The sequence below is a fragment of the Candidatus Fokinia cryptica genome, assembly GCF_034359305.1.
GTDB lineage: Bacteria > Pseudomonadota > Alphaproteobacteria > Rickettsiales > Midichloriaceae > Fokinia > Fokinia crypta.
Genome location: NZ_CP110343.1, coordinates 662,971 through 686,062, shown reverse-complemented (window position 1 = coordinate 686,062; position 23,092 = coordinate 662,971). Strand labels below are relative to the sequence as shown.

At 32.5% G+C, this 23,092-nt stretch carries 20 protein-coding genes and 5 tRNA genes; 12 read left to right on the top strand and 13 right to left on the bottom strand.

Annotated elements, in window-relative coordinates; translation table 11 throughout:
* Position 1 precedes the first annotated feature (1 nt).
* The 3 genes from alaS to Fokcrypt_RS03055 are packed head-to-tail and all read left to right on the top strand — an operon-like array spanning position 2 to position 4,027.
* Positions 2–2,686: an alanine--tRNA ligase gene (alaS, locus tag Fokcrypt_RS03065; RefSeq protein WP_323722069.1), complete on the top strand. Its 2,685-nt coding sequence runs from the start codon at positions 2–4 to the stop codon at positions 2,684–2,686.
* Positions 2,687–2,688: 2 nt separating this feature from the next.
* Entirely contained in the window at positions 2,689–3,471 is a 783-nt protein-coding gene (gene map / locus Fokcrypt_RS03060) for a type I methionyl aminopeptidase (RefSeq protein ID WP_323722068.1), read from the top strand.
* Complete coding sequence (locus Fokcrypt_RS03055) at positions 3,443–4,027, top strand: phosphatidylglycerophosphatase A family protein (protein WP_323722067.1); 585 nt, start codon at positions 3,443–3,445, stop codon at positions 4,025–4,027. The genes map and Fokcrypt_RS03055 overlap by 29 nt, the downstream gene beginning before the upstream one ends.
* Here the strand turns inward: Fokcrypt_RS03055 and Fokcrypt_RS03050 are convergent.
* The 9 genes from Fokcrypt_RS03050 to Fokcrypt_RS03010 form a co-directional block, all read right to left on the bottom strand.
* Positions 4,024–4,365, bottom strand: coding sequence for a DciA family protein (locus Fokcrypt_RS03050; RefSeq protein WP_323722066.1), 342 nt, complete (start codon positions 4,363–4,365; stop codon positions 4,024–4,026). The two genes, Fokcrypt_RS03055 and Fokcrypt_RS03050, sit on opposite strands and share 4 nt — an antisense overlap.
* Positions 4,313–6,412, bottom strand: a complete 2,100-nt coding sequence (locus Fokcrypt_RS03045) for a hypothetical protein (protein WP_323722065.1) — start codon at positions 6,410–6,412, stop codon at positions 4,313–4,315. The genes Fokcrypt_RS03050 and Fokcrypt_RS03045 overlap by 53 nt, the downstream gene beginning before the upstream one ends.
* A gap of 69 nt (positions 6,413–6,481) precedes the next feature.
* Entirely contained in the window at positions 6,482–7,576 is a 1,095-nt protein-coding gene (locus Fokcrypt_RS03040; RefSeq protein ID WP_323722064.1) for a hypothetical protein, read from the bottom strand.
* 125 nt (positions 7,577–7,701) lie between these two features.
* Positions 7,702–8,040, bottom strand: coding sequence for a ferredoxin family 2Fe-2S iron-sulfur cluster binding protein (locus tag Fokcrypt_RS03035; RefSeq protein WP_410519737.1), 339 nt, complete (start codon positions 8,038–8,040; stop codon positions 7,702–7,704).
* A gap of 106 nt (positions 8,041–8,146) precedes the next feature.
* Positions 8,147–8,758, bottom strand: coding sequence for an MlaC/ttg2D family ABC transporter substrate-binding protein (locus tag Fokcrypt_RS03030; RefSeq protein ID WP_323722062.1), 612 nt, complete (start codon positions 8,756–8,758; stop codon positions 8,147–8,149).
* Positions 8,759–8,886: 128 nt separating this feature from the next.
* Positions 8,887–10,005 (bottom strand): molecular chaperone DnaJ, encoded by a 1,119-nt coding sequence (dnaJ, locus tag Fokcrypt_RS03025; protein ID WP_323722061.1) that lies wholly within the window; start codon positions 10,003–10,005, stop codon positions 8,887–8,889.
* Positions 10,006–10,076: 71 nt separating this feature from the next.
* A complete protein-coding gene (rpsH, locus tag Fokcrypt_RS03020; RefSeq protein WP_323722060.1) occupies positions 10,077–10,475 on the bottom strand; it encodes a 30S ribosomal protein S8 in 399 nt (132 codons plus the stop codon).
* A 101-nt stretch (positions 10,476–10,576) separates the two neighbouring features.
* Positions 10,577–10,653 (bottom strand) — tRNA-Asp (locus Fokcrypt_RS03015).
* 16 nt (positions 10,654–10,669) lie between these two features.
* Positions 10,670–10,745: transfer RNA gene (locus Fokcrypt_RS03010), tRNA-Val, on the bottom strand.
* A gap of 195 nt (positions 10,746–10,940) precedes the next feature.
* Here Fokcrypt_RS03010 and Fokcrypt_RS03005 point away from each other — a divergent pair.
* From Fokcrypt_RS03005 to queC, 4 genes are all read left to right on the top strand, one after another.
* Positions 10,941–11,648: an alpha/beta hydrolase gene (locus Fokcrypt_RS03005; RefSeq protein WP_323722059.1), complete on the top strand. Its 708-nt coding sequence runs from the start codon at positions 10,941–10,943 to the stop codon at positions 11,646–11,648.
* Positions 11,649–11,704: 56 nt separating this feature from the next.
* Positions 11,705–11,779: transfer RNA gene (locus Fokcrypt_RS03000), tRNA-Thr, on the top strand.
* A 148-nt stretch (positions 11,780–11,927) separates the two neighbouring features.
* Complete coding sequence (gene trxA, locus Fokcrypt_RS02995; RefSeq protein WP_323722058.1) at positions 11,928–12,257, top strand: thioredoxin; 330 nt, start codon at positions 11,928–11,930, stop codon at positions 12,255–12,257.
* Positions 12,258–12,281: 24 nt separating this feature from the next.
* The gene (gene queC, locus Fokcrypt_RS02990) at positions 12,282–13,022 is read left to right on the top strand and encodes a 7-cyano-7-deazaguanine synthase QueC (RefSeq protein ID WP_323722057.1); all 741 of its coding nucleotides are present in this window, start codon (positions 12,282–12,284) and stop codon (positions 13,020–13,022) included.
* 392 nt (positions 13,023–13,414) lie between these two features.
* On the opposite strand, the gene Fokcrypt_RS02985 is transcribed toward queC, so the two are convergent.
* Positions 13,415–14,374 carry a hypothetical protein gene (locus Fokcrypt_RS02985; protein WP_323722056.1) on the bottom strand — a complete coding sequence of 320 codons (960 nt, stop codon included), beginning with the start codon at positions 14,372–14,374 and terminating at the stop codon, positions 13,415–13,417.
* A gap of 125 nt (positions 14,375–14,499) precedes the next feature.
* The gene (locus Fokcrypt_RS02980) at positions 14,500–15,375 is read right to left on the bottom strand and encodes a kinase/pyrophosphorylase (protein ID WP_323722055.1); all 876 of its coding nucleotides are present in this window, start codon (positions 15,373–15,375) and stop codon (positions 14,500–14,502) included.
* 63 nt (positions 15,376–15,438) lie between these two features.
* On the opposite strand from Fokcrypt_RS02980, the gene pth reads away from it, so the two are divergent.
* From pth to Fokcrypt_RS02960, 4 genes are all read left to right on the top strand, one after another.
* Positions 15,439–16,029, top strand: a complete 591-nt coding sequence (pth, locus tag Fokcrypt_RS02975) for an aminoacyl-tRNA hydrolase (RefSeq protein WP_323722054.1) — start codon at positions 15,439–15,441, stop codon at positions 16,027–16,029.
* 36 nt (positions 16,030–16,065) lie between these two features.
* Complete coding sequence (gene mnmA / locus Fokcrypt_RS02970; protein ID WP_323722053.1) at positions 16,066–17,232, top strand: tRNA 2-thiouridine(34) synthase MnmA; 1,167 nt, start codon at positions 16,066–16,068, stop codon at positions 17,230–17,232.
* 87 nt (positions 17,233–17,319) lie between these two features.
* Positions 17,320–18,312 (top strand): MDR/zinc-dependent alcohol dehydrogenase-like family protein, encoded by a 993-nt coding sequence (locus Fokcrypt_RS02965; RefSeq protein ID WP_323722052.1) that lies wholly within the window; start codon positions 17,320–17,322, stop codon positions 18,310–18,312.
* A 7-nt stretch (positions 18,313–18,319) separates the two neighbouring features.
* Positions 18,320–20,104: a type IV secretory system conjugative DNA transfer family protein gene (locus Fokcrypt_RS02960; RefSeq protein ID WP_323722051.1), complete on the top strand. Its 1,785-nt coding sequence runs from the start codon at positions 18,320–18,322 to the stop codon at positions 20,102–20,104.
* Between the two features lie 336 nt (positions 20,105–20,440).
* Here the strand turns inward: Fokcrypt_RS02960 and Fokcrypt_RS02955 are convergent.
* Together Fokcrypt_RS02955 and Fokcrypt_RS02950 are read right to left on the bottom strand one after the other, a co-directional pair.
* A tRNA-Tyr gene (locus Fokcrypt_RS02955) sits at positions 20,441–20,526 on the bottom strand.
* A gap of 11 nt (positions 20,527–20,537) precedes the next feature.
* Positions 20,538–20,620 (bottom strand) — tRNA-Leu (locus Fokcrypt_RS02950).
* Between the two features lie 318 nt (positions 20,621–20,938).
* Here Fokcrypt_RS02950 and Fokcrypt_RS02945 point away from each other — a divergent pair.
* Positions 20,939–23,086, top strand: a complete 2,148-nt coding sequence (locus Fokcrypt_RS02945; protein ID WP_323722050.1) for a RelA/SpoT family protein — start codon at positions 20,939–20,941, stop codon at positions 23,084–23,086.
* Positions 23,087–23,092 lie beyond the last annotated feature (6 nt).

Below are 23,092 nucleotides of genomic sequence, written 5' to 3'. Positions count from 1 at the left end.
TATGAAAACTAAAGAACTGATAGCTCGCTTTTTATCTTTTTTCGAGAGTTTTGATCATAAAGTACTTGATTCTAGCCCTCTTGTATTGCCGAATGATCCATCAATGATGTTTGTAAATTCTGGTATGGTGCAGTTCAAAAAATGGTTTACAAGAGCGGAAGTACCACTATATAAGAGCGTTGCAACTTGTCAAAGATGTGTAAGGGCAGGAGGTAAGCATAACGATTTAGAAAATGTAGGATATACTGCGCGGCATCACACGTTTTTTCAGATGCTTGGAAATTTTTCTTTCGACAACTACTTTAAGGAAGAAGCTATATTGTATGCTTGGAAATTTTTAGAAGAAATATGTATAGATAAGCGCAGATTAATGATATCTGTGTATTATGATGACGAAGAAGCTTTTGATTTATGTAAGAAAATTACAGGATTTGCCGAAAGTAGGATATTAAAAATTAAAAGTAATGATAACTTTTGGTCAATGGGAAATGACGGTCCTTGTGGACCATGCATGGATATTTTCTATGATAATGGGGAAAGTTTCGATTGCTCAATTTCAGAATATGGTGTTGATGGAGAACGCTTTGTTGAAATATGGAGTTTAGTTTTTATGCAGTATGAGAAATTATCCGATGGAACACTAATAGAATTACCAAAAAAATGTATTGATACCGGAATAGGCGTAGAGAGATTAGCAGCTGCTTTGCAGGGTGTTACTGATAATTTTCACATAGATATTTTTTTGGATATTATTGGTGATATTTTTAGAATAATACAAAATGTAGGATATTTTAAGTATTGCGATGATTGGCGTCTACTTCCTCATGAATTTAAACGTATGCTCAAAATAATCGCTGATCATATGAGAGCTGCGTGTTTTATGATGCATGATAATATTTCTGTTTCAAACGAGGGACGTGGTTATGTGTTGAGACGAATTATTAGAAGAGCTATGAGGTACCTGCATATACATGGAATAAAAGAACCTGTACTGGAACTTATAGCTGTGGTAGTAATGAACAGAATGAGTGAAGTATGTTCTTTTATACACAATCCACAGATTTCCATTGATATTAAGAAGGAAGAAGAGCGCTTTGGTATGACCCTAACAGTGGGTATGAGAATATTACAAGAGCACCTTTCTAAGCTTCTTATAGAAGGGAAAAATGTATTGAGTGGAGATTTGGTATTTCAATTACATGATACATATGGTTTTCCATACGATATAATAAAAGATACTGCGAGAGAGCAAAACATGATTGTAGAAGAAGAAAGATTTGAAGCATTACTTGCTGAACAGAAACAGAGATCTAAGGCTCATTCTAGCTTTAGAGTGCAACAAAGTTCTAGTATAGAGCATTTTATGCTGGAGCTAAAGGAAAATGGTCATGTACCTAAAATGATGTGTTATCAGCTAACAGACAATGAAAATTTGTATACAGCAAAGATTATAGGCTATCATAAAATTGCAGATAAAGAATCTTATGTTGTAGTTTTTGATGCTACTCCATTTTATCCAGAATCTGGTGGTCAGATAGGAGATAGCGGTTTTATCATGATAGATGGGGAAAATTTTGAAGTTATAAATACTATTGTAGTTTCTGAGATTGTAGGACACATTTTGGCACCACGAGATCGAATTCACAGTATTTTGAGTAATGCTTACACTAATGCTAGTACTGTGACACTATTGGTGGATTATAGTAGGAGAAAAAAAATTGCCGCAAATCATTCAGCAACTCATATTATGCAAAGGGTGATGCGTGATGTTCTAGGAGAACATATTATACAAAAGGGCTCATCTGTTACATCTGAAAGATTGAGGTTTGATTTTGCATCGGATGTACCACTTTCTAAAGAACAAAGATTAACGATAGAAACGAGAGTAAATGCTATAATAAGAGAAAATATTCCAGTTATAGTAACTAATGCTAGTTATGATGCAGCTATACGAGATGGAGCATTAAGTCTAGCTGAAGAATTATATGGTGATGAGGTAAGAGTGGTACGTATAGGTCAATCTATAGAGCTATGTTGTGGTACACATGTTAATAGTACAGGAGTAATAGGGATATTTAAGATAATTGGAGAATCATCAGTGGCGTCGGGTATTAGAAGAATTGAGTGTGTGACTGGTGAATCTGCATTTGAAATGTTTACTACGTTTGATGAAATTATTAGAGAATGTGTTTTATCTTTAAAATGTAAACCTCATGAGTTGCTGGATAAGATAAAGACTTTACAATCTGAGTATAAATCTTTAGAGAGAGATATTAATACTCTTAGAATAAGAGAAGCCGTAAATAGTGCTGATGTTGCTAAGCGAGAGTTCTTATTTGCCAAATTAACAAAAGTATTTGTTTATGCTATATGTATAGAAGGTTCTTCTAAGATTATGTTATCTGAGGCTGGAAAGGAAATTAAGAAAAAGTTGAGTACCGATAATGTTTTACCAAAGATATTTTTGATATACCAACGTAATGTAATTTCAGGAATAGCCTTTTTAGATGTGTTCTCAGTTTCATTAGAAAATAGCATTAGTGCTAAAGATGTTGTAGATAGAATGCTTGAGATTGTAGGTGGGAAAGGTGGTGGTAATATGTCAGTTGCTACTATAGGTAACATAGAGGCTTGTTTTACTTCCGAACAGTTATTGGAGCATTTTTTTAAACTATATGAATTTTAGAAATGAATAGGTATTCTCTTGAGGATTTTGAGTACATGGGAAGAGCTGGTAAGTTAGTGGCATCTATATTAGATGAATTAAATGATTTTATAAAAAGTGGTATTTCTACCGCTGATATTGATGATTTTTGTGCTGAAAAAATTTCACTTGCAGGTGCTAAATCAGCTTCTTTAGGATATAACGGCTTCACAAAATCTGTATGCACTTCTGTAAATCACGTTGTTTGTCATGGTATTCCGTCAAAAGATAAGATATTACGAGATACGGATATATTGAATGTGGATATTACGGTGATATTAGATGGTTGGTATGCTGACGCGAGTCGTACGTATTTTGCTAGTAATGCAGTTCCAGTTATTGCCAAAAGGCTCACACAAGTCACATATAATGCAATGATGAAAGGAATAAGTGTAGTGAAAGCTGGTGTAAAACTCTCTAGTATAGGAGCAATTATTCAAGAAGAAGCGAAAAAATATGGATATTCAGTTGTGCATGAATATTGTGGTCATGGTATAGGACGTGTGTTTCATGATGAGCCGATCGTGCCACATTACTATTGTGAAGATGCATCTCAAATAATTTTAGAAGAAGGAATGTGTATTACAATTGAGCCAATGCTTAATGTAGGTAAAGCTGAAACAGCTTTAATGAAAGATGGATGGACGGTAATAACTAAAGATCGAACGTTATCTGCTCAGTTTGAACATACTATAGGAATTACAAAGAATGGATGTAAAATTTTTACGCGTTCAGATAATGAAAACACTAATTTTTTCGATTTATAGAAAGATAGCTTATAAGTTTGCTATAATTCTCAATACTTGTTTTGGTGTTGGATACTTTCCTGTTGCAAGCGGTACGATCGGAACTTTGGTGGGATTTCCGATATATGTTGCAGTTAGAGTAATGCACTACAGTTACTGGAAAACTGTAATAATGTTATTTGGAATAGGGGTATTGATTTTTATAATTGGGTTAATTTCTATTACTTTTTGGAAAAATAATGGCAAAATATCTAAAGAAAAAGTTGATAATAGCTCTATAGTAATAGATGAAGTTTTAGGTATAATTGTATGTTTGTCAATTTGCTTTCATGATTTAATCTTTCTGTCTGAAAAGTTACATATAGAAATGCTCAATTCATATTTCACAGAATTTGCCATAGCTTTCGTATTCTTTAGGATTTTTGATATTATAAAGCCATTTCCAATATATAAGATAGATATGGAGATGCATAATGCGTTTGGTGTGATGTTAGATGACGTAGTTGCTGGTATTTATGCTGGATTAAGCATACTAGCAACTAGATACTTAATAGAATTATTACTCAATGTACTCTAAACGTTGCAAGAGATAGAGGATATGAGAGATTCTCCTACATATGTATTCACTCTTTCTACTATTAATTGCTCATTTAGCTTAATTTTCAGCACAAAACTTGGGTTATGTAACTTTAAGATTAATATGCAAGTTCTTTTTTTTTCTAGTGCTTCAGATCGTTGCGTTGACATTCCAATTGTTAAGTTTGCAGTGTAGGATAACTTTACAGGAGTAGTACATGTACCTATATCAGAACCTACTATATCCTTCCAATGTGTGGTAATGCCACTTTGGGAAAGAATATCATTACCATTTTCTCGTCCTTCTGTGAAACAGAAAATACTTGATATATCTTTCATAATCTAAGTTTAGTTCTTTATCCTCATAGAATATTAACACGTTTTTTAATACTTCCAAGCTTTTCCTATACGAGAGATAAACTTCATCATTTTTGATATAGTACTTATTGATTGAGTTTTTGATAGAGAAAGATTTTACTATTACAATATCGTCAAGTTCTGCTCCAAGTTGATTAGAATATCCTACTACTACCTTAAGTAATAGTTTATAGTCACAATTTTCCTTATAATTTTCTGATGCATATGAATTTTTGTTTAAAAATAGAGGTTGAGATTTAGAAAAATGTGTAAATTTTACTTTATTGTCCTGTACAGTGAGTTCAGAAATTTTTGCTTGTAGCTTTATATTATGATTATTATGCAATATTTCAGTATTATAACTTTTTATATTTTCTGATATTTGAGGAATATGTAACTCAAGAAAATTGATAAGTTCTTTTTTTTCTTTATTGAGATTTTCATCAAATAATGAACTTTCACAGACTTTTTCTAACTTTTTTCTATTAAGAGAATGTGATGAAAGTTCAACATTTTTATTGCTATATAGTCTTAAATAGTAATTTTCTGGATAATATACGAGATCAAAGAATGTATTTGGAGATAGAAAAGATGGAGTTTTCAAACGAAATGCGTTTCTTGTTTTAATATGTGTTTCTTGTGACGAATGAGGTGCAGTCGACGATTCGTCTATAATGCATTTATTTTGATGTGCTTTATTTAGTATTAACTGTGCGATATTGGATTTTTCTGTACTAGATTGGGCTGTTTCAGTGTTTTTATTAAGTGGAAAATATATAATACTATCTTTATCGATATTAGCTATTTTAAGAAAGTAATAAATAGAGAAAAATGATATATTTTTGTAATGTATTATTGTTGGAGTATTGACAATACGTAATATGTTAATGAATTCTTGAAGTTTGATTAATTTGCAGTCGATAAATTGAGAAATGATACTCAGCATTTTTACTATTGGTCTATAGCTTTTAAAGGAAATTGTATCATTCTCATTCAGGGCATTTGCTAGTTGAAGTGTTGTATTAAAAGTTTCAATTAGTTCATTTTCCAAACTGTCGTATAGTCTTGCGATAATCTCAGTGATTTTTACTACTCTTTGTATATCAAATTCTTCTGCTAGCGTAGCATCATTTTGTAGGAAATTTGTTATATCTGTTATGGATGAAAAATCTTTTTTTTGAATTATATTTAATAATTTTAATATCAAAGATTTATGAATATTGCTTGCAAATAGTATTGCTGTAAGTTTGCTATGAAGACATTCATTTTTCTCTAAGGATGATAGGATGTATGACATCTTATTAAGAGTTTCAAAGAACGTTGGTTGTTCATAGCTTGGTATTGGCGGATTTTGATATAATTTAGCTATTATTAAATTTATATATCTAGCATCATTAGAAATAACGTATAAATGTTTTTCATTTAATTGCTCATATTCTAAATTTTCAAAAGGTATTGACTCTATATTTTGGTGTTTTAGTTCATTTATTGGTTCGGATTTTATGTGATATTTTGAAAATTTCTTTAATAAACATTTATCATTGATCGGTTCTACAGTTACTATAATACAATTTTCAATTGATTTTAGTCTCTTCCATGGAGAGTCCACATTTTGAATATCGCATATGGTTTCGATAAATGTTTTAAATTCATCATTATTTTCGTATAACGCAAGTTTGCTGTAAGCATTATTAGAAGTGTATACTAAGTTATGTAACACATGATATAAAGCTGTAGCGAGAATAGCATCCTGTATAGATATTATAGGTGTTGTATTACTACTGTTTAGTATTAATGAGATTTTCTGGTAGTGTATCTCATATGTATTAGATAAAACCTTCGTCTTGACGTCACTTAAAAAATCGTAACAGCTGATAAATGAGACGGAATTACAATATAGTAATTTCTGTGTGGCGATTGTATGAAATAACTCATCACTGTCTATTGGATAATCAGAAATGAAGCATAAATTATATCCCTCATATTTTTTTCTGATATCTCGAAGACATTCAATAATTTGTAACTTCACAATATCATTATTTTAAATAATATTTTCGATAAATCTTATCATAGTTGAAGTCGTATTATTAGATATGTGTTATTTTTTCTTTGCTATCAGCAGTACTGTATCATATTTTTTATCAGATAAAATTGCATAATTATCGATATGATATGAACTTTCGGTTATTATTCCGATATCTAAAAGTTCATTCTTAACAAATTCCTCTTCATATAACATCATATGTTCTTGATGATATGCTGCATCAGTAATACCATTTAAAGTACGAAATGTAACAATTATATGTGAATCCTTAGAGAGTTTTTTACACGCATTCGATAATAATGTTACCCAATTTGCATGATATGTCATTACATCGCAAAATAAAATTACGTATGATGCCTTTTCAAATGGTATAATATTGACAATTTTATCATATCCTATGATGTTTTGAGTGTTTTGAGGTGTGCTTTTTTTTCCATCTAAAAGCATTGACATAAATTTTATTGGTGATGTCAATTCAGTTATGTGAGGGAGACTACTATACTTAGGTAGCATTTTTTTATCGTAATCTACACCGATCAACAAACAGTTCTCCATTTCATCTTTTAAATATAGTCCTGAAAGAGAATATAAAAATTGAATATCTATTAATATTGTGTTTGTCTTTTGAGGGATGATTTTTTTTATTGAAGATGCAATATTCCAATGAATTATATATGGATCAGGTTTAAAAAATTTACATGAAATATACTTTAATATAGAAAATGACGTTCTATTAATAATTGTTTCTAATAGAATGGCCTTAAATTGTTGTAATATTGGGTAGGGGAGTTCAGTTTTTTCAATAAGGGTTGCACTAGAAATAAGTAGTAGTGTTTTTACTTCAGACGTATGAGGTTGTTTACCATGTAGTAGGTATTTTTGTAGTGCCGGTATAGCTTTATGATATTTTTTTATGTGAAAGTAGGAAACTCCAGTTATGTAATCTATTTCCGGAGTATGATGTTTAAGAAATTTCGTTAATATCCATGCTCTGAAGATAGCATCTCGAAAATTGCACTTAAGAAAGTGATATTGCATAATGGAGTATTGCGCTTCAACTGGCGCACGTAGTTTTGCTTTTATATCTGGTATTGAGTAGTACGAATCCAACAATAACGTTTTGAAACTTATAACGACTCCTTTTGCCATTGCTACCAATAATACAAATATGGCTCTAGGATTAATGGAGCTCTTAGAAAGCCAAGTCATTAATAGTCTTTATGTAACCTTTATATCATGATAACTGATATGAAATATATGTAAAGTGTGTTGAATTATATTAGTACATTTCTGGTACATCTTGGTAACTTAATTACGGCATTATCAAGTTCCTGTGTTACTATTACTTGGCACCCTAACCTAGAAGTAGAGGTAAGTCCAAAAGCTAAATCCAACATATCATCTTCTTCGGAAGATGGTTTACTTAATTTAGTATATGTTTCTTGTTGCAGTATTATATGACATGTAGAACATGCTAGTGCACCTTCGCATGCACCTTCAATTGGTATATGAAACTTCCTTGCTACCTCTAGTATAGATAAACCGACCGTTGCTTGTACAGTTATTTTATTATTATCCTTATCGAAGAAGTGGATGGTTATCTCCTTCATGATGATGAAGCATAAAAAATTCTATATAATAAAGTAAAAGATATCACAATTGTGAGCATAGTGCATTGTTTTTATGGAGATAATAACAATTAATCACTATGAGAATTTCTCATTTCTGACTTAATCGAGCGATTAATCTATCAATACCTTCTCTTAATGCAATTGATCTAAATTCTTCCTTTTGATTTAATAAGAGACTAAAACCTTCAGCTGATATATTCCATATTTTTAGATCTTTTCCATCGTATGTACAATCAAAAGTGATGTTAGTTGGTTCTTTATTTTGATTATTTGTCGTAAGTATTACAGAAGCTTTTATTCTATAATTATCTTTGCTTAGTGGTCTTACATCTCCTACTTTTATATCACCACCGATATATTTTTGTATTTTAGGAATGTATTGCTTCACCATGTATGAAGAATAGGCTTTCGTATAAGAATCTTTTTGTTCCGCACTCATATTATTCAAAAATGATGATGCTGCGAATTGAGACATTTGTTCCACGCTCATTGCATTATGTAGTATTTCTTCTAATGCTTTCTCTTTTTGTTGTGATGAAAATGCTTTATTGTTCATGATACTGACTGTTTTTTCTGATAGTTCCATGCATTTTTTTGAAAATGTCTCTTTGACATATTGTGTTGAATTATCTGCAAATGATATAGACGAAAAGAGCCAGAATGAAAAAATAAGAGCTGTAGCTAACCAGGTGCGTAACATACTATATTGTGTCGACATATATATTAATATTTATTTAACGAGATGCATATACTAATATTATATAAAATTTCTCTTATATATTAAAGTTGTAATAGATAATTTGTCTAATTATAACGAAGAAAAGACCATCATTTAAACATATCTCTGATTCTTGAAAAAAAGCCAGTCACGCTAGGATATGAATTATCCTGTGTAGACTCAGCGAAATTTTTCAAAATATCCTTTTGACTGTCAGTAAGTTTAGTAGGAACTTCTACTTTTATTCGTACGTATAAATCTCCATGGCTAGAGTAGCCCACAATTGGCATACCTTTTTGTTTTAGCCTAAATACCGAGTTCGATTGAGTACCTTCTGGGATTTGTATCTTTATCAGATTTTTATCTATATTATAAAAATCTACATCTCCTCCTAGTGCCGCAACGTGAAATTTCACAGGTACCTCACATTCTAAATCATTTCCATTTCTCTTATAAAATTCATGTTCAGCGATTTCAATAAATACAAATAAAGAACCGCTTATCCCTCCTCTAATTCCTGCCTCTCCTTCATTCTGAATTTTTATTCTATCTCCACTTTTTACTCCTTTAGGTATTGATATAGATATCGAACGATCTTTTTGTACTCTTCCATTACCTTTACAAGTTGGGCATGGATTTTTTAAATTATATCCGCTCCCATTACAGTATTTGCAGGTATTTTGTACTGCAAAAAATCCTTGCTGATATTGCATGGAACCAGTTCCCTTACAATGAGAGCATTCAACAAGATTTTTACTGCCATCCTTCCCTCCAGTTCCAGTACAATCCCCACATCTTACATATGAGCGAAATTCTATTGGATGTTTTTTACCATGATACGCATCTTCCAATGTGATCGATAAATCATACTTGAGATCAGAGCCAGCACTTTCCATAGGTCTCTTTTTTTGCTTTCTACCTCCAGAAAATTCATTAAAGATACCACTGAAAAAGTCTGAGAAATCAGAGAAATCATGATTGCTATTACCTCCAGAAAATCCGTGCCCGGCACTGGAACTCCCAAATCTATCATAAGAAGCTCTTTTTGTATCATCGCTCAGTACCTCATAAGCTTCATTAATTTCCTTGAATTTCTGTTCTGCTTTTTTATCACCGTTATTTCTATCCGGATGATACTGCATAGCAAGTTTTCTATAAGCTTTTTTTATCTCGTCTGTGCTAGCACTTTTAGAGATTCCAAGCACATCGTAATAATCCTTACCAGACATATACAAACTAACTGAATGAATACAAATACCTAATATAGGCTATAAAATATTGTATTCAAGCTAGTATTTATCTATAAAACAACAGCAAGTACTTCTCCCCCTACTTTCATCTCTCTTGCTTCGCGATCTGGGAGAAGTCCTTTAGGAGTAGACAGTATCACTGTACCAAGACCATCCATATATTTGGGTATTCTGTCAGCCTTTGTATATACCTTACAGCCAGGTTTAGAAACTACTGAAATTTTCTTGATAACACTCTGCGAATGGTAGTACTTCAGAGTAACTTTTATGAACCTTATTCCTTTTCTTTCTTGGAAAATTTCAAAGCTATCTATATAACCCTCGGTTTTGAGGAGATTTAGGAGATTTATCAATAATTTAGAATACCGCAAAATGGTAAAGTCGCGTTTCACCATACATGCGTTCCTAATTCTTGTGATAGAGTCACAAAAAATGCTATTTAGAGACATGAGAACTTAAATAAAACTGTACGCTCAGTATATAAAATGCCTTTAACTAGCACAATAGTTTTTACTCGAGAGAGATGTTGTAGACAATATCTACAAGAGAGTGGCGGGAGCGACGAGACTCGAACTCGCGACCTTCGGCGTGACAGGCCGACGCTCTAACCAACTGAGCTACGCCCCCTTAGCGAATAAAAACATGGTGGGCAATGACAGGTTCGAACTGCCGACCTCCTCGGTGTAAACGAGATGCTCTACCAGCTGAGCTAATTGCCCATGCGAGCTTATACAAGTTACACCAAGAGGTTTTTTGTGTAAGCACTTCGCTCTATAGTTCGTAACATAAAACGTTTCTTTATACAAGACGTGTATAGGTTTTATTCTTGTGCGATATGTTGTTGAATACAAAATTATTTATTGTACACTACTGTAAGTGTGTGGCGTGCATTAAAATGTAAGACTGTGGAGAATGTGGTAATTCGTGGTTATTCTGGAAAGTTAGATGGCTATTTTCATAGAGCTTTTCTTCTAACTGCTCCTTCTGTGCTTATACTATCTGGAGCCCCAGATGAGTGCAACATGAATAGTGAGCTTATAAAATCTAGTTTTAAGAGGTTTGCGAACAGAGGTTTTTCTGTTTTGCGTTACGATCATAGGGGAGTTGGTAGATCTGAAGGAGAGTTTAAGAGAAACATTGGAGAACTAGTTGATGTGTCGTTGGCTGTGGATTGGCTAAGAGGTTCTGTCCCGCAGTCATCGCAGTTGATTGTATTTGGGTTTTCTTATGGTGCAGTTCTAGCTTTACGTGTTTTTATGAGGAGACCTGACGTAGGGTACTTCATTTTGTGTTCTCCGCTTGAATGTAAATCTGACTCTAATTTTGTATCTCCGTGTCCAGGGCCAGGTACTATCATATATCCTTCTGGTGATTCAAAAATGATAAGCGATAGTACTGTAAATTTATACCATAGATTGAGTGGTCAGCAACGTTTTGAAATACGATGCTCTATAGTTAAAGATGCTGTTCATGATTTTAGTAACAAGACGGATGAATTTATGGATAAGCTAGATGATTGCATTACTTATTTATTAGACAATAAGTATAAATCAGAAAGGGCAAATCTGTACGGAAAGCGAAGAAAAAAAATTATAGAAAATACTCTCATGGCTCAGTGCTAGTGAGCGAGTCTTGATTGATATTGCGATATCATGTAGTAGTATTGTGTATCGCGTATGCCGAATTAGCTCAGTGGTAGAGCAACCGCCTTGTAAGCGGTAGGTCATCTGTTCAAATCAGATATTCGGCACCACTTGGTTGTAGTAATACCATTGAATACATTTATTGTTTCCTTTTTCTTTGAAAGATAGTTAGAAAAGTTTATCCTAAGCTAATTTTTAGTTGCGTCATATCTTTTATTTGAGATAATAGGTAATATGTAACTTAAATCTATATGCGCTATGTTTGGTTCTGTTGTTGAGGTAACCGATAAAAATTTTAATACCTTAGTCGTTGAAGTAAGTGGTTATGTATTAGTAGATTTTTGGGCACCATGGTGTGGACCATGTAAGGCTCTTACCCCTATCTTAGAAAGTTTTGCAAAGTCTTATGAAGGACGTGTAAAAGTTTGTAAAATGAATGTTGATGAAAATACTGAAGTTGTAGCTTCTGTGGGAGTAAGAGGAATTCCAATGCTGATTCTATACAAAGATGGTAAGCAAATAGCATCTCAGGTAGGGGCTGCTACTTTGGAGCAGTTAGATGTGTGGGTCAAAAGCTATATTCAATAGTATTACAATCCTTTTTTATTTGTGATGAGAGATAAAGCAATTGTATTGTTAAGTGGTGGGTTAGATTCGGTAACTGTAGCTCATTATGTAAAAAAAGAGCTTCAACTCGATATATATGCTATCACTTTCTTGTATGGGCAGATGAACGTTGCAGAAATTGAGTTTGCAAAATTTAACGCTAGAAAATTAGATGCTTCGGAACACGTATTTGTTACGCTTGATATTTCTCATCTTTCTTGCTCTTCCCTTACTAACTCAGCGCTTCCACTTCCATTAGATAGAGAGATAAATGATATAGAGCATCAAAATATACCATCTACTTATGTTCCGGCAAGGAATATGATTTTCTTATCTCATGCGGCATGTTACGCAGAAACTATAAAAAGTTATGATATATTTATTGGTGTAAATTCTATTGACTATTCAGGGTATCCGGACTGTCGTGATGGTTTTATTACGGCATTTCAAAGTGCGATAAATCAAGGGTGTAATTTATATGCGAATGGTAAAAGACCTCTTAGAGTACATGCACCTTTAGCACGTTACAATAAAGCTGATATAGTAAAATTAGGACTTAGAAACGAAGTAGATTACTCAATGACGTTGAGTTGCTATAGGCCATTAGTGAAGGAAGATATAGAATTTAGGTTCCTATCAGTAACAAATTGTGGAAGATGTGATGCTTGTAAACTTCGTGATATTGGAATGAGAGCAAATAACCTTCAAGAAGGATCTAAGACCGTAATGCTAGAAATAGATAGCTAAGTATCGCTATTGCTACAGATTAGTATGTTTTGAGAAGTAAAAAACTTTGCTAAAATTGATTGTCAATTAATCTTAGATAGGAAATTTGTAATAGAAAAAGTGAGTAAAATAATAGAGCTGACGTTTTATCATAAGTAGATCTTATACAAGATGATGACTATAAATAAATAATTTCTTAAAAAAATAAGAATGTTCGTTAGTAGTTTACATTTAAAACTGCTTCTGTTTTTTTATAATGAAACACGGGCAATATGTTACTTTTTAAAAGCTTATTTATTGCATGATAAAATTATAAATTTCCGAGCTTTTCCAAATTACTCTTCTTTTAGATGAGGGAGTGGAATTACTTTTTGGTTACACTCATGATTTTTAGAGAGTTAATGCAACTCTTTTTAAAAACTATATGCAGCCCTAAAGGTAATAAGATATTTATCAGAAAATTGAAGATGTGGATTATAAATGTTAATTAGATCTGGATTGGCTGCTATAGCAGTAATGTTTCTTTCTTCACAAGACTCGACATCTTGAGTTGTAACGATTTGATAACTAGTATTTGTTACATTCGCATATGTTTTCTCATCATTTACCTCTATTTCTCCATCGAACTTAGTAAATCCTAATTCTAGTATTACTTTACTGAATTCCGCACGTATACCTGCACCGTAAGCATAGTATAAATCTACCTTACTCATATCGAAAAGGTTATGTGAAAGATCATTAACAACATTAACAACAGTTGTAGGAGTAGTGCATTTAGAATTAGAAAATGCTTCGGTAGAAGTATCTATAGAAATTCTTTTACGGGAACCAAGATCAAAAGATAAGTTTGTATGTGTGATCCCTATTCCTCCATTCAAAAAACAACCAATAGAATAATATTTACAGAGTTTTACAGTTCCTACAAGTTTTGCCTGCATTGCTAACGTACTAAAATTAAGATCTTTTAGTATTTCTGATACATTAGTTCTTTCTTTATCCTGATAATATTGAAAGTAAGATAGCATAGGTCCAGATTGTATAAAAATCTTACCTTTATTATATGTTGTTTGTGTTATCAGATATAGAAGATCTACACCAATTCCGTTTAGATGCGATTTTGTGCTTATGTCACTTATATTGCGTAGTGTATCAGATATAGATGATGTCTCGTTTCGTTGTATACCGCTATCGGCCTTGATGCTTAAATTTCCGTTATGAAAGAATGAGAGTCCAAGTTCGCACATTTTTCTATCGAAATTTGCTGGAGTATTGGGAGTATTGCTGAATTTCGGCATATATTTCTCAACTGAAGCATCTGATATAGAAACACTTGTCACAAAGATAAAAAACAGTAAAGGAAGAGATCTACGCATCACAGTGGTGTTATTGAATGATATAACTACCTTTATAATAGCTTGTCAGTGAGTCTTGTCAATCTATAGGTTTCTTATTTCTTTTATAATTTATTTTAATTATAATTTACTATATTTGTTTGGCGTTATTTTGTGATAAAACTGCTTTTTGTGAAATTTGTATTACTAACATGATAAGTAAACATTGAGATTATTTCTGCAGATATCTCTTCTATACCTCTGTAAGTAGAGTTTACAACACTAATATTTAGATCTCTAAATATTTCTCTAGCACTTTTTACCTCCATACTGATAGTACTCATATTGGTATAATTGCCGTATGCAAGTGTTTTTATTTCAGCTTGTTCTGAAGTAGTATCCATGAGAAATCTGTGTTTGCGTTTTTGATATACCGTTTGTGCTTCTAAGTTGATGCCAACGATAAATGTTTTATATTTTATACGCCTTAATTCATTCATGATGTAATCCTTGTATTCAAGTACAATTGGAATATTAGCAACTTTATATCCTTTACATGCTAAATAGAACGAAATTGGAGTTTTAGAGCTTCTAGACACTCCAAGTAATACAATATCGGCATTTTTCGCATCATCAATTTTTGTCCCATCGTCATGTTCTATTGCAAATCTAACACTATCTGCTACATCATAATTCTTTTCTTCTAATAAGTTCTTTCCGAAATTTTTTCTCGCAGGCTTATTTATAATAGATTGGATTTTTAAAGAAGGTTCTTCTATTGGTGAAAAAAAGTATATATTTCTCTTTTGTAATTCATCTATTAAATATTTTTTCACTTCATCGTCAGTCATTGTATATATTACTATATTTTCGTAACTATGATCTATCGTATTAAGCATATCCGTAGCTTTCTCTATACTTCTCATGAATGACCATAAGTACTCATCGACTTTAAGATCGGAAAATTGAGTTATAACGGCTCTTCCTAGCTCTTTAACTGTATTGCCAGAGGAATCTGATATCAAATGTAAATGAATATGCATTGAAAACGAAGTTTGTAGATAGTATCTGTGATGAAGATAAGAAAGACTTAAATATTTGTATATATGATAGTAGTGGGTTTAGGAAATATTGGACAAAAATACTCTGGTACACGCCATAATGTTGGATTTGATTGTATTGATATCATAAGTCGAATTTACAATGTGAAGCTGAAAAAAGCTTATGATGGTGAATTTGCGGTCATTGAAGTACCCTCATATAATAAAGAAAAATTATTCTTATTCAAACCTGGTAAGTATATGAATAATTCTGGAGATCCCGTTCAAAAAGTGGTGCATTATTGGAAAATTCAAATTGAGAATGTCATAGTTATCCATGATGATTTAGACATAAAGTGTGGTACAATCAGAATTAAGAAGGGCGGAGGAAGCGGAGGGCATAACGGAATTAAATCGATAGACTCTCATTTAGGTAATGATTACTGGAGAATAAGAGTAGGAATAGGTAAAGAAAAACTTATTTCAGCTAGTGATTTTGTTCTACGGAGTTTTACGAAAGAAGAGAAAGTACTAATTGACAGAGCACTAGCTATACTAGCGACTAATATTGAAAATATAAAATCTATCGTAGCAAGTGAAATTGCAAGAGCGGAGTTAATTAATAGGGTGAATAATGCAGAATATGGTATCATATAAAAATATAACTATAGAGTATTCATTTAATGAGAAGGTATGAATGATGTAAATGTAAAAGAAGTTTTATCAAAAATAGAACTAAACTTAAGCAATCTTGTTTCTGGTTCTAGAATAGTAGTTGCGATGTCTGGTGGAGTAGATAGCTCAGTGACAGCTGCTGTCTTAAAATATATGGGATATGATGTAATAGGTATAACGCTACAGTTGTACGATAGCGATGCTCTAGATAATAAAAAAGGAGCGTGTTGTGCTGGTATAGACATATACGATGCTCAAATGGTTGCTCAGAAGATTGGTATAAGGCATTATGTATTCAACTATAAGGATAATTTTTTTGATTCTGTTATATTAAAGTTTATTAATAGTTATGAAAATGGGGAAACTCCTATTCCGTGTATATTATGTAACCAGAAAGTAAAGTTTGAAGATCTACTGAAAGCCGCTAAAACGCTTGATGCATCATGTATGGCAACTGGTCACTATGTCAGAAAAATATCTAAAAACAATACATATCACTTGTTAAAAGGAGCTAGTAGTATGAAGGATCAAAGCTATTTTTTGTTTTCTATGACAAAGGATCAAATGTCTTTTTTGGAATTTCCTTTAGGTGGTTTAGAAAAAACAGAAACTAGAATGCTTGCGGAGTATTTTGGGCTTGATATTGCAAAGAAGCGTGACAGTCAAGATATATGTTTTGTACCTAATGGTAATTATAGAGATGTAATAAAAAAGTATAGAGGGGATTTATTATGTAATTCTGGAAATATAGTGCATATAGATAGTAGAGCTATTTTAGGAAAACATACAGGTATCACAAATTATACTATAGGTCAGAGAAGAGGAATAGGTCTTCAAAGTGAAGAGCCGTTATATGTAGTGAAGTTAGAAACAGCAACGAATACAGTATTTGTTGGAGAAAGATGTTATCTTAGCTCGAAAATAGTATATATTAGAGATATAAATTGGCTTGCAGAAGATTTATATAATATAAAATCATTATTTCATACTATAGATTGTACAGTAAAATTAAGATCTACTCATAAGGGTGTTAATGCTTCTGTTAAGTTTAATGAAAAAGATTATAGTTCAGGTGTTGTTACTTTATTCTCAAGTTACGATGCAGTTACTCCGGGTCAAGCTTGTGTTATGTATGATTGTGATAGGATGTTAGGAGGAGGATGGATTATTGAAGTTAAAGAATGATATTTTATATAAAATTTTTATTATTATTATCTTGAAACTAGTATAAATAATAGCTAAAATCTCAAGAAAGGTTACGTAGCTAAGAACGTGGGATATCGCTTTGAAGCATTTTACGGAGGTGGGGTGCATAGTTTGCGTAAAGTAGACGATGATACAGAGAACGCTTATGCAGGGCGTGGTGTTCTGATTGAAAATATTGCAGTTTCCATCGAAGGTATTGATATATCAGATATAGTAACTTCTAAAAGTCAGGATGGCTTTTGTATTGGGTATGTGGGGTGCGGGCGTATAGTAAATCTAGATATAGAAAGTAAGTCAAAATTTAGTGTTGGTGATGTAGTACTGTATATTAGGAAGAGTGGTAAAACACTTAGCAAGTATGTTATTGTGAACGCTTCAAATATTGTTATTTTGCCGAATTGGTTGAAGCTTAATACGACTGTATCAATGTTTTTTAAATTAGTGCAAGCGTATATCTTACTTGCTAAAGTATATGTTGTTTTTGATGGTACTATAGTATTAATACATAACGCAACGTCTGCTGAGTCAATTGTATTAGGAATGGTTGCTCAATATGCTAAAGCTAAGAAGGTAATTGGAGTCTTGAGAAAGGGGACAAATATTTCCCCTGAAGTGCGAGTCGGATATAATGACTTTATTACGCTTAATGATGATAATGAATTTCTTGGTCAGATTAAAAGTTTAACTGATTATTCAGGTGTTCATGTAACATATGACAATACTGGTGTTCCTTCGATACAATATTCAGTAAGTTCATTGCTGAATTTCGGTACAATTATAAATTATGGTAGCTTAATACAGCCTATTGAATCAATCGACGTCAAGTTACTGCAAAAAAAGTCTCTATTTTTTACTAAATGCTCTGCGTTGCAGTATCAATTTATTTCTCAGCCAAATTTTATATTAAATATACTATATTCATTCGATCTTTTAGCTAAGGAAGTAGCTTTACTTCCAGTAGAATCCATTTCATCAGAGGAGATAGTATCGAAATTTTCGTCAATTGTTAAGGCATTTACCGAAGATGGTAGCTCAAATTCTTTTGTAGTGACTTTTTAGTATAAGTATGAAAGATTTTACGAATATTATACGGAATTTTTTTGTTTTTGCAGTATTTTTCTCGTGTATTACGTGTTTGAGCTTATATATTTCTGGTTATTTATTTATCCTATCTCAAGGATCTTTTAATACTTCTAATATCGAAGCTGTTGTAGATGTAAGAGATAACATTACTATGTTGCTCAACATGATGTATTGGGTAATTGATAATTATAATGCTGTAACATTCTGGAGTTATAATTATGTTTTGCCACGGTATTTTGTTTCTATTTGCATCCCAATGTTTTTGCAGTTTTTTTTATTGTTTCATTATAGAGATAAGCTGTATGAAATACGACCATTTAAAGAAGATGAATCTGTTTACGGAGATGCTCATTGGGCTACTAAAAATGAGATAGAAAAAGCGGGTTTGAGAAAGAAAAATGGAATGTTGCTAGGAGAAGATAAAGATGGCCTTTATGTTGCTGATGGCTATCAACACGCTTTGCTTTTTGCTCCTACTGGTTCCGGTAAAGGGGTGGGGTTTGCTATACCAAATCTTCTCTTTTGGGAAGAATCACTTATCGTACATGATATCAAATTAGAGAATTATGAGTTAACCAGTGGTTGGAGGGAAAAAGCTGGGCAAAAAGTTTTCGTGTGGAATCCAGCAGATCCAGATGGTGTAACGCATTGCTATAATCCTTTAGATTGGGTTAGTGATAAACCCGGTCAGATGATAGATGATGTACAAAAGATAGCTAATCTTTTGCTTGCTAAAAAAGATTTTTGGGAAAATGAAGCTCGTACTCTTTTTTTAGGAATAGCGTTGTACCTAATAGCAAAGGGAGATAGATTATCATTCGGTGCAGTAACAAGAGTTCTAAGGAGTGATGATATGGCATACACTTTAGCTGTGGGCTTGGATACGTTAGGGGAAATAATACATCCAGTAGGATATATGAATATCGCTGCATTTCTCCAAAAAGCTGATAAGGAAAGATCTGGTGTAGCGTCCACTCTTAGTTCAGCTCTAGAGTTATGGGCTAATCCATTAATTGATGTAGCTACTGCTACTAGTGATTTTAATTTTTCTGTAATGAGAAGGGAAAAAGTCACGATATACGTTGGCTTAACACCGGATAATTTGAAGCGTTTACAGTCTTTAATGCAGGTATTTTATCAGCAAGCTACAGAATTTTTAACGAGAAAATTACCTGGTGCAGATGAGCCGTATGGAGTGATGTTTTTAATGGATGAATTTCCAACTCTTGGAAAAATGGATCAATTTATGAATGGAATAGCTTACTTCAGGGGATATCATGTTAGACTATTTTTAATAGTGCAGGATACGCAGCAACTTAAGGGAATATATGAGGAACCTGGAATGAATTCCTTTCTCTCAAATAGTACATACAGAATTACATTTGCAGCTAATAATGTTGAAACTGCTAACCTTATATCTCAGTTATGTGGTAATAAAGGTGCTAGGCAAGTTTCTTCGAGTGAACCACAGTTTTTTGACTTGAATCCATCATCACGTTCTTTAAGTGTTTCCAAAGTGCAAAGAGCGCTATTGCTTCCTCAAGAAGTAATTTCATTACCCAGAGATGAGCAAATTGTATTGATTGAATCTCAGCCTCCAATAAAAGCGAAGAAAATAATGTATTATAAGAATAAGCTCTTTACTGAGAGATTATTACCTAAAACTGTGGTACCTAAGCAAGAAGCGTATAAAATAACAAAACGTGATGAAGGGATAGAGCACGATGCGGCAAATGTAACGCAGATAGAAGATTCTAAAAAAGAATGAGTAAGAGAAACTATTGCTATGACTTTACAGTGTTATAAAACCTCTTTCTTTAATTACATTAAGTAATTTCATCTACTATATTAGACAAATTTTACTCCTTTCGGTTTGTGAAAAATTCGTTTGTTATTATTTCATACTTCTACGGTCATTTTTCTTGAATATTTCAAGGAAGTGTCATTCATACTTATATTTATTACACTTGCTAATTTTGTAATTTTTTTTTACTTCTTGAGAGTCGAAAAAGTGCTGTGAAAGAAAAAAATGATAGATACAAAAAAAGAACAAGAGCGTTCAGAAAAGGAGAATATTCTGTATAGAACACCTATGTATTGCAAGTGGTGGAGAGAGTAGGATTCGAACCTACGAACGCGTACGCGGGCGGATTTACAGTCCGCTGCTTTTGTCCACTCAGCCATCCCTCCAAGAAAAGGCGTACCCGTGGCCGGACTCGAACCGGCAAGAGATTGCTCCCCACGGATTTTAAGTCCGTTATGTCTACCATTCCATCACACGGGCTACAAGGAGAAAAACACCTTAGTAAATATGAATACTATTTAAAAAAGAATAGTACAAGTGCTTTCCGTAAAATCTGTGAAATTTTACCTATAAAGATAAAAGAACGAGAGATAAAATGTAAATGTAGTATTTATAATGTAGTGGTATTTCTGTGAATTTTTTGCTTTATTTATATTCTGTGAATCATGAAGTTAAAAATTCGTTGAATAGTTAAATAATATTTATTTAGCACTACTTTAATAAGGTAACTAAATTGATTATCGACTGACGCTATTATGTTGGTTTAGTATTTATGTATAGGAATATAACAAAAAAAGAATGTCACAAATAGATAATTCGAGCGAAGCTCAAATTGATGAAGCAGCTGAAAAGCTGCTATCTATGATAGAGCAACGTTTTCAAAATATTGATAGAAGTGCTGTAGAAAGAGCTATACATGTCGCGAGGAATCTACATAGTGGGCAAAAAAGAAGTTCAGGAGAACCATACGTTTTACATTGCATTGAAGTTGCTATGATAGTTCTTCAATTTAATTTAAATACAAAAGCGGTTGTAGCAGCAATATTACACGATGTGCTTGAAGATAGTAGCTGTACTATCCAAGAGCTCAGAGCTTTGTTTGGTGAAAAAGAAGCAGAATTAGTAGATGGATTAACTAAAGTAAAAAAAGACACTTATTTAAGTGCTGCTTTTAGATATTCGCAGAGTATGAAGAAATTTCTTTTAGCTGGTGCAGATGACATAATAGTGTTACTTATAAAGCTTGCAGATAGATTGCATAATATGAAGACTATCCAGTCTCTCAAAAAAAGCAGAAAAATAGAAAGAATTGCGCGGGAAACGCTTAAAATATATGTACCATTAGCGGAGAAATTAGGTATAGAATGGTGTAAGAATGAGCTTGCTAATTTAGCTTCTGATGCGTTGGATGCAGCTATGCATAGAAGAATTGTTCAAAGATTAAATTCCGTTAAGCGAAGATGTTTGAAAGATAAAGATAGAATTCTTCATATTCTAGATGAAGTGATGAAGAAACATGATATTAAAGCTGTTATAATGTGTAGGGAAAAAGACCCATACTCTGTTCTATGTAAAATTAAAGAAAAAGGAATACCTATAGAAGGTATTAGTCAACTTCATGATATTTTAGGTTTTCGGATTTTAACTAATACTGTAAAAGAATGCTATTTAGCCTTGTTTGCTATACATGCTACATATACTGCTATACCTGGTAGAATAAAAGACTATATCAGTATGCCTAAAAGTAATGGTTACCAGTCTCTTCATACATCGATTGCAAATGTTTTAGAAATACCGATCGAAATTCAAATTAGGACATTTGATATGCATAAAATAGCGGAAAATGGGATTGCAGCTCATTGGCGTTATAAAAATAGTTCAGAACTTGCTTCAAGTATATCTAAACAATGGCTTTTAGAGTTGGATCATGCGCTAGATAGAACTAATTCTCCTGATACTATAATGGATTATGTAGAGCGAAGTATTTCTCCTAGTTCGATATCTTGCTTTTCTCCAGAAGGTAAAGTGATTTCCCTACCTAAGGGTAGTACAGTGTTGGATTTTGCATTTGCAATACATTCTGATGTTGGATTGAGATGTACTAAAGTTTTTGTTAATTCAGTAGATGTAGCATTAAATCATGTATTAACGAATGGCGATAGCGTGCAGGTAGTTACTGGGCAACATATCAATGTAAAATTGGATTGGCTAAATGCCGCAGTAACTACTAAAGCGATAAGAAATATTAGAAAATACCTCAAGAAACAAGGAAAAATGTCTATTATTGAGGTAGGGAAAGGGCAACTACTTGGAGTATTGAGAAAGCATCGTATCGAGTATCTAGCGGAGTTTATTAATATTTTGATGGGCTCATTTCATGTGATGACTAGAGCTGAATTATACTATTTAATAGGATGTGGAAAAATTCGAGTATCAAAGCTAGATAAAGTCGTATTAAGTAAAAAGATATTTTCAAACATTTCTTCAGTACGGAAAATACCTGATGAAATACAAAGTAAAAAGTCAGAGTACAATAAAAAGACAACGATTATTTTTTCTGATTGTTGCGCACCTCTTCCATTAGATGAAATTATAGGGATTAAAAGAAGAGACAACGTGTTAGAGATTCACATGAATACTTGTATGGAAATTATAGAAGACGAAGAGAGAGTAAAGATAAAATGGAACGATATTATTGAAAAAATAATGTTTTCGATTGCAATTATTGGAGAGATTGAAAGTATGCTGGAAATAGTAAAATTAGCATTTTCCATGTTTCCACAATGCGTTAACATCGAGCTGTCTGAAAATGGCGAACTTTTTAAGATTGATGTTAAAATTCGAGAGTTTCATGATAACACAATGAGGCATTTTATAGAATCATGCAAAAAGAAATCCGGTAATACAATTAGGATTTCATCACATGTAAGGCCTAGAAAATTTTAGCAAGAT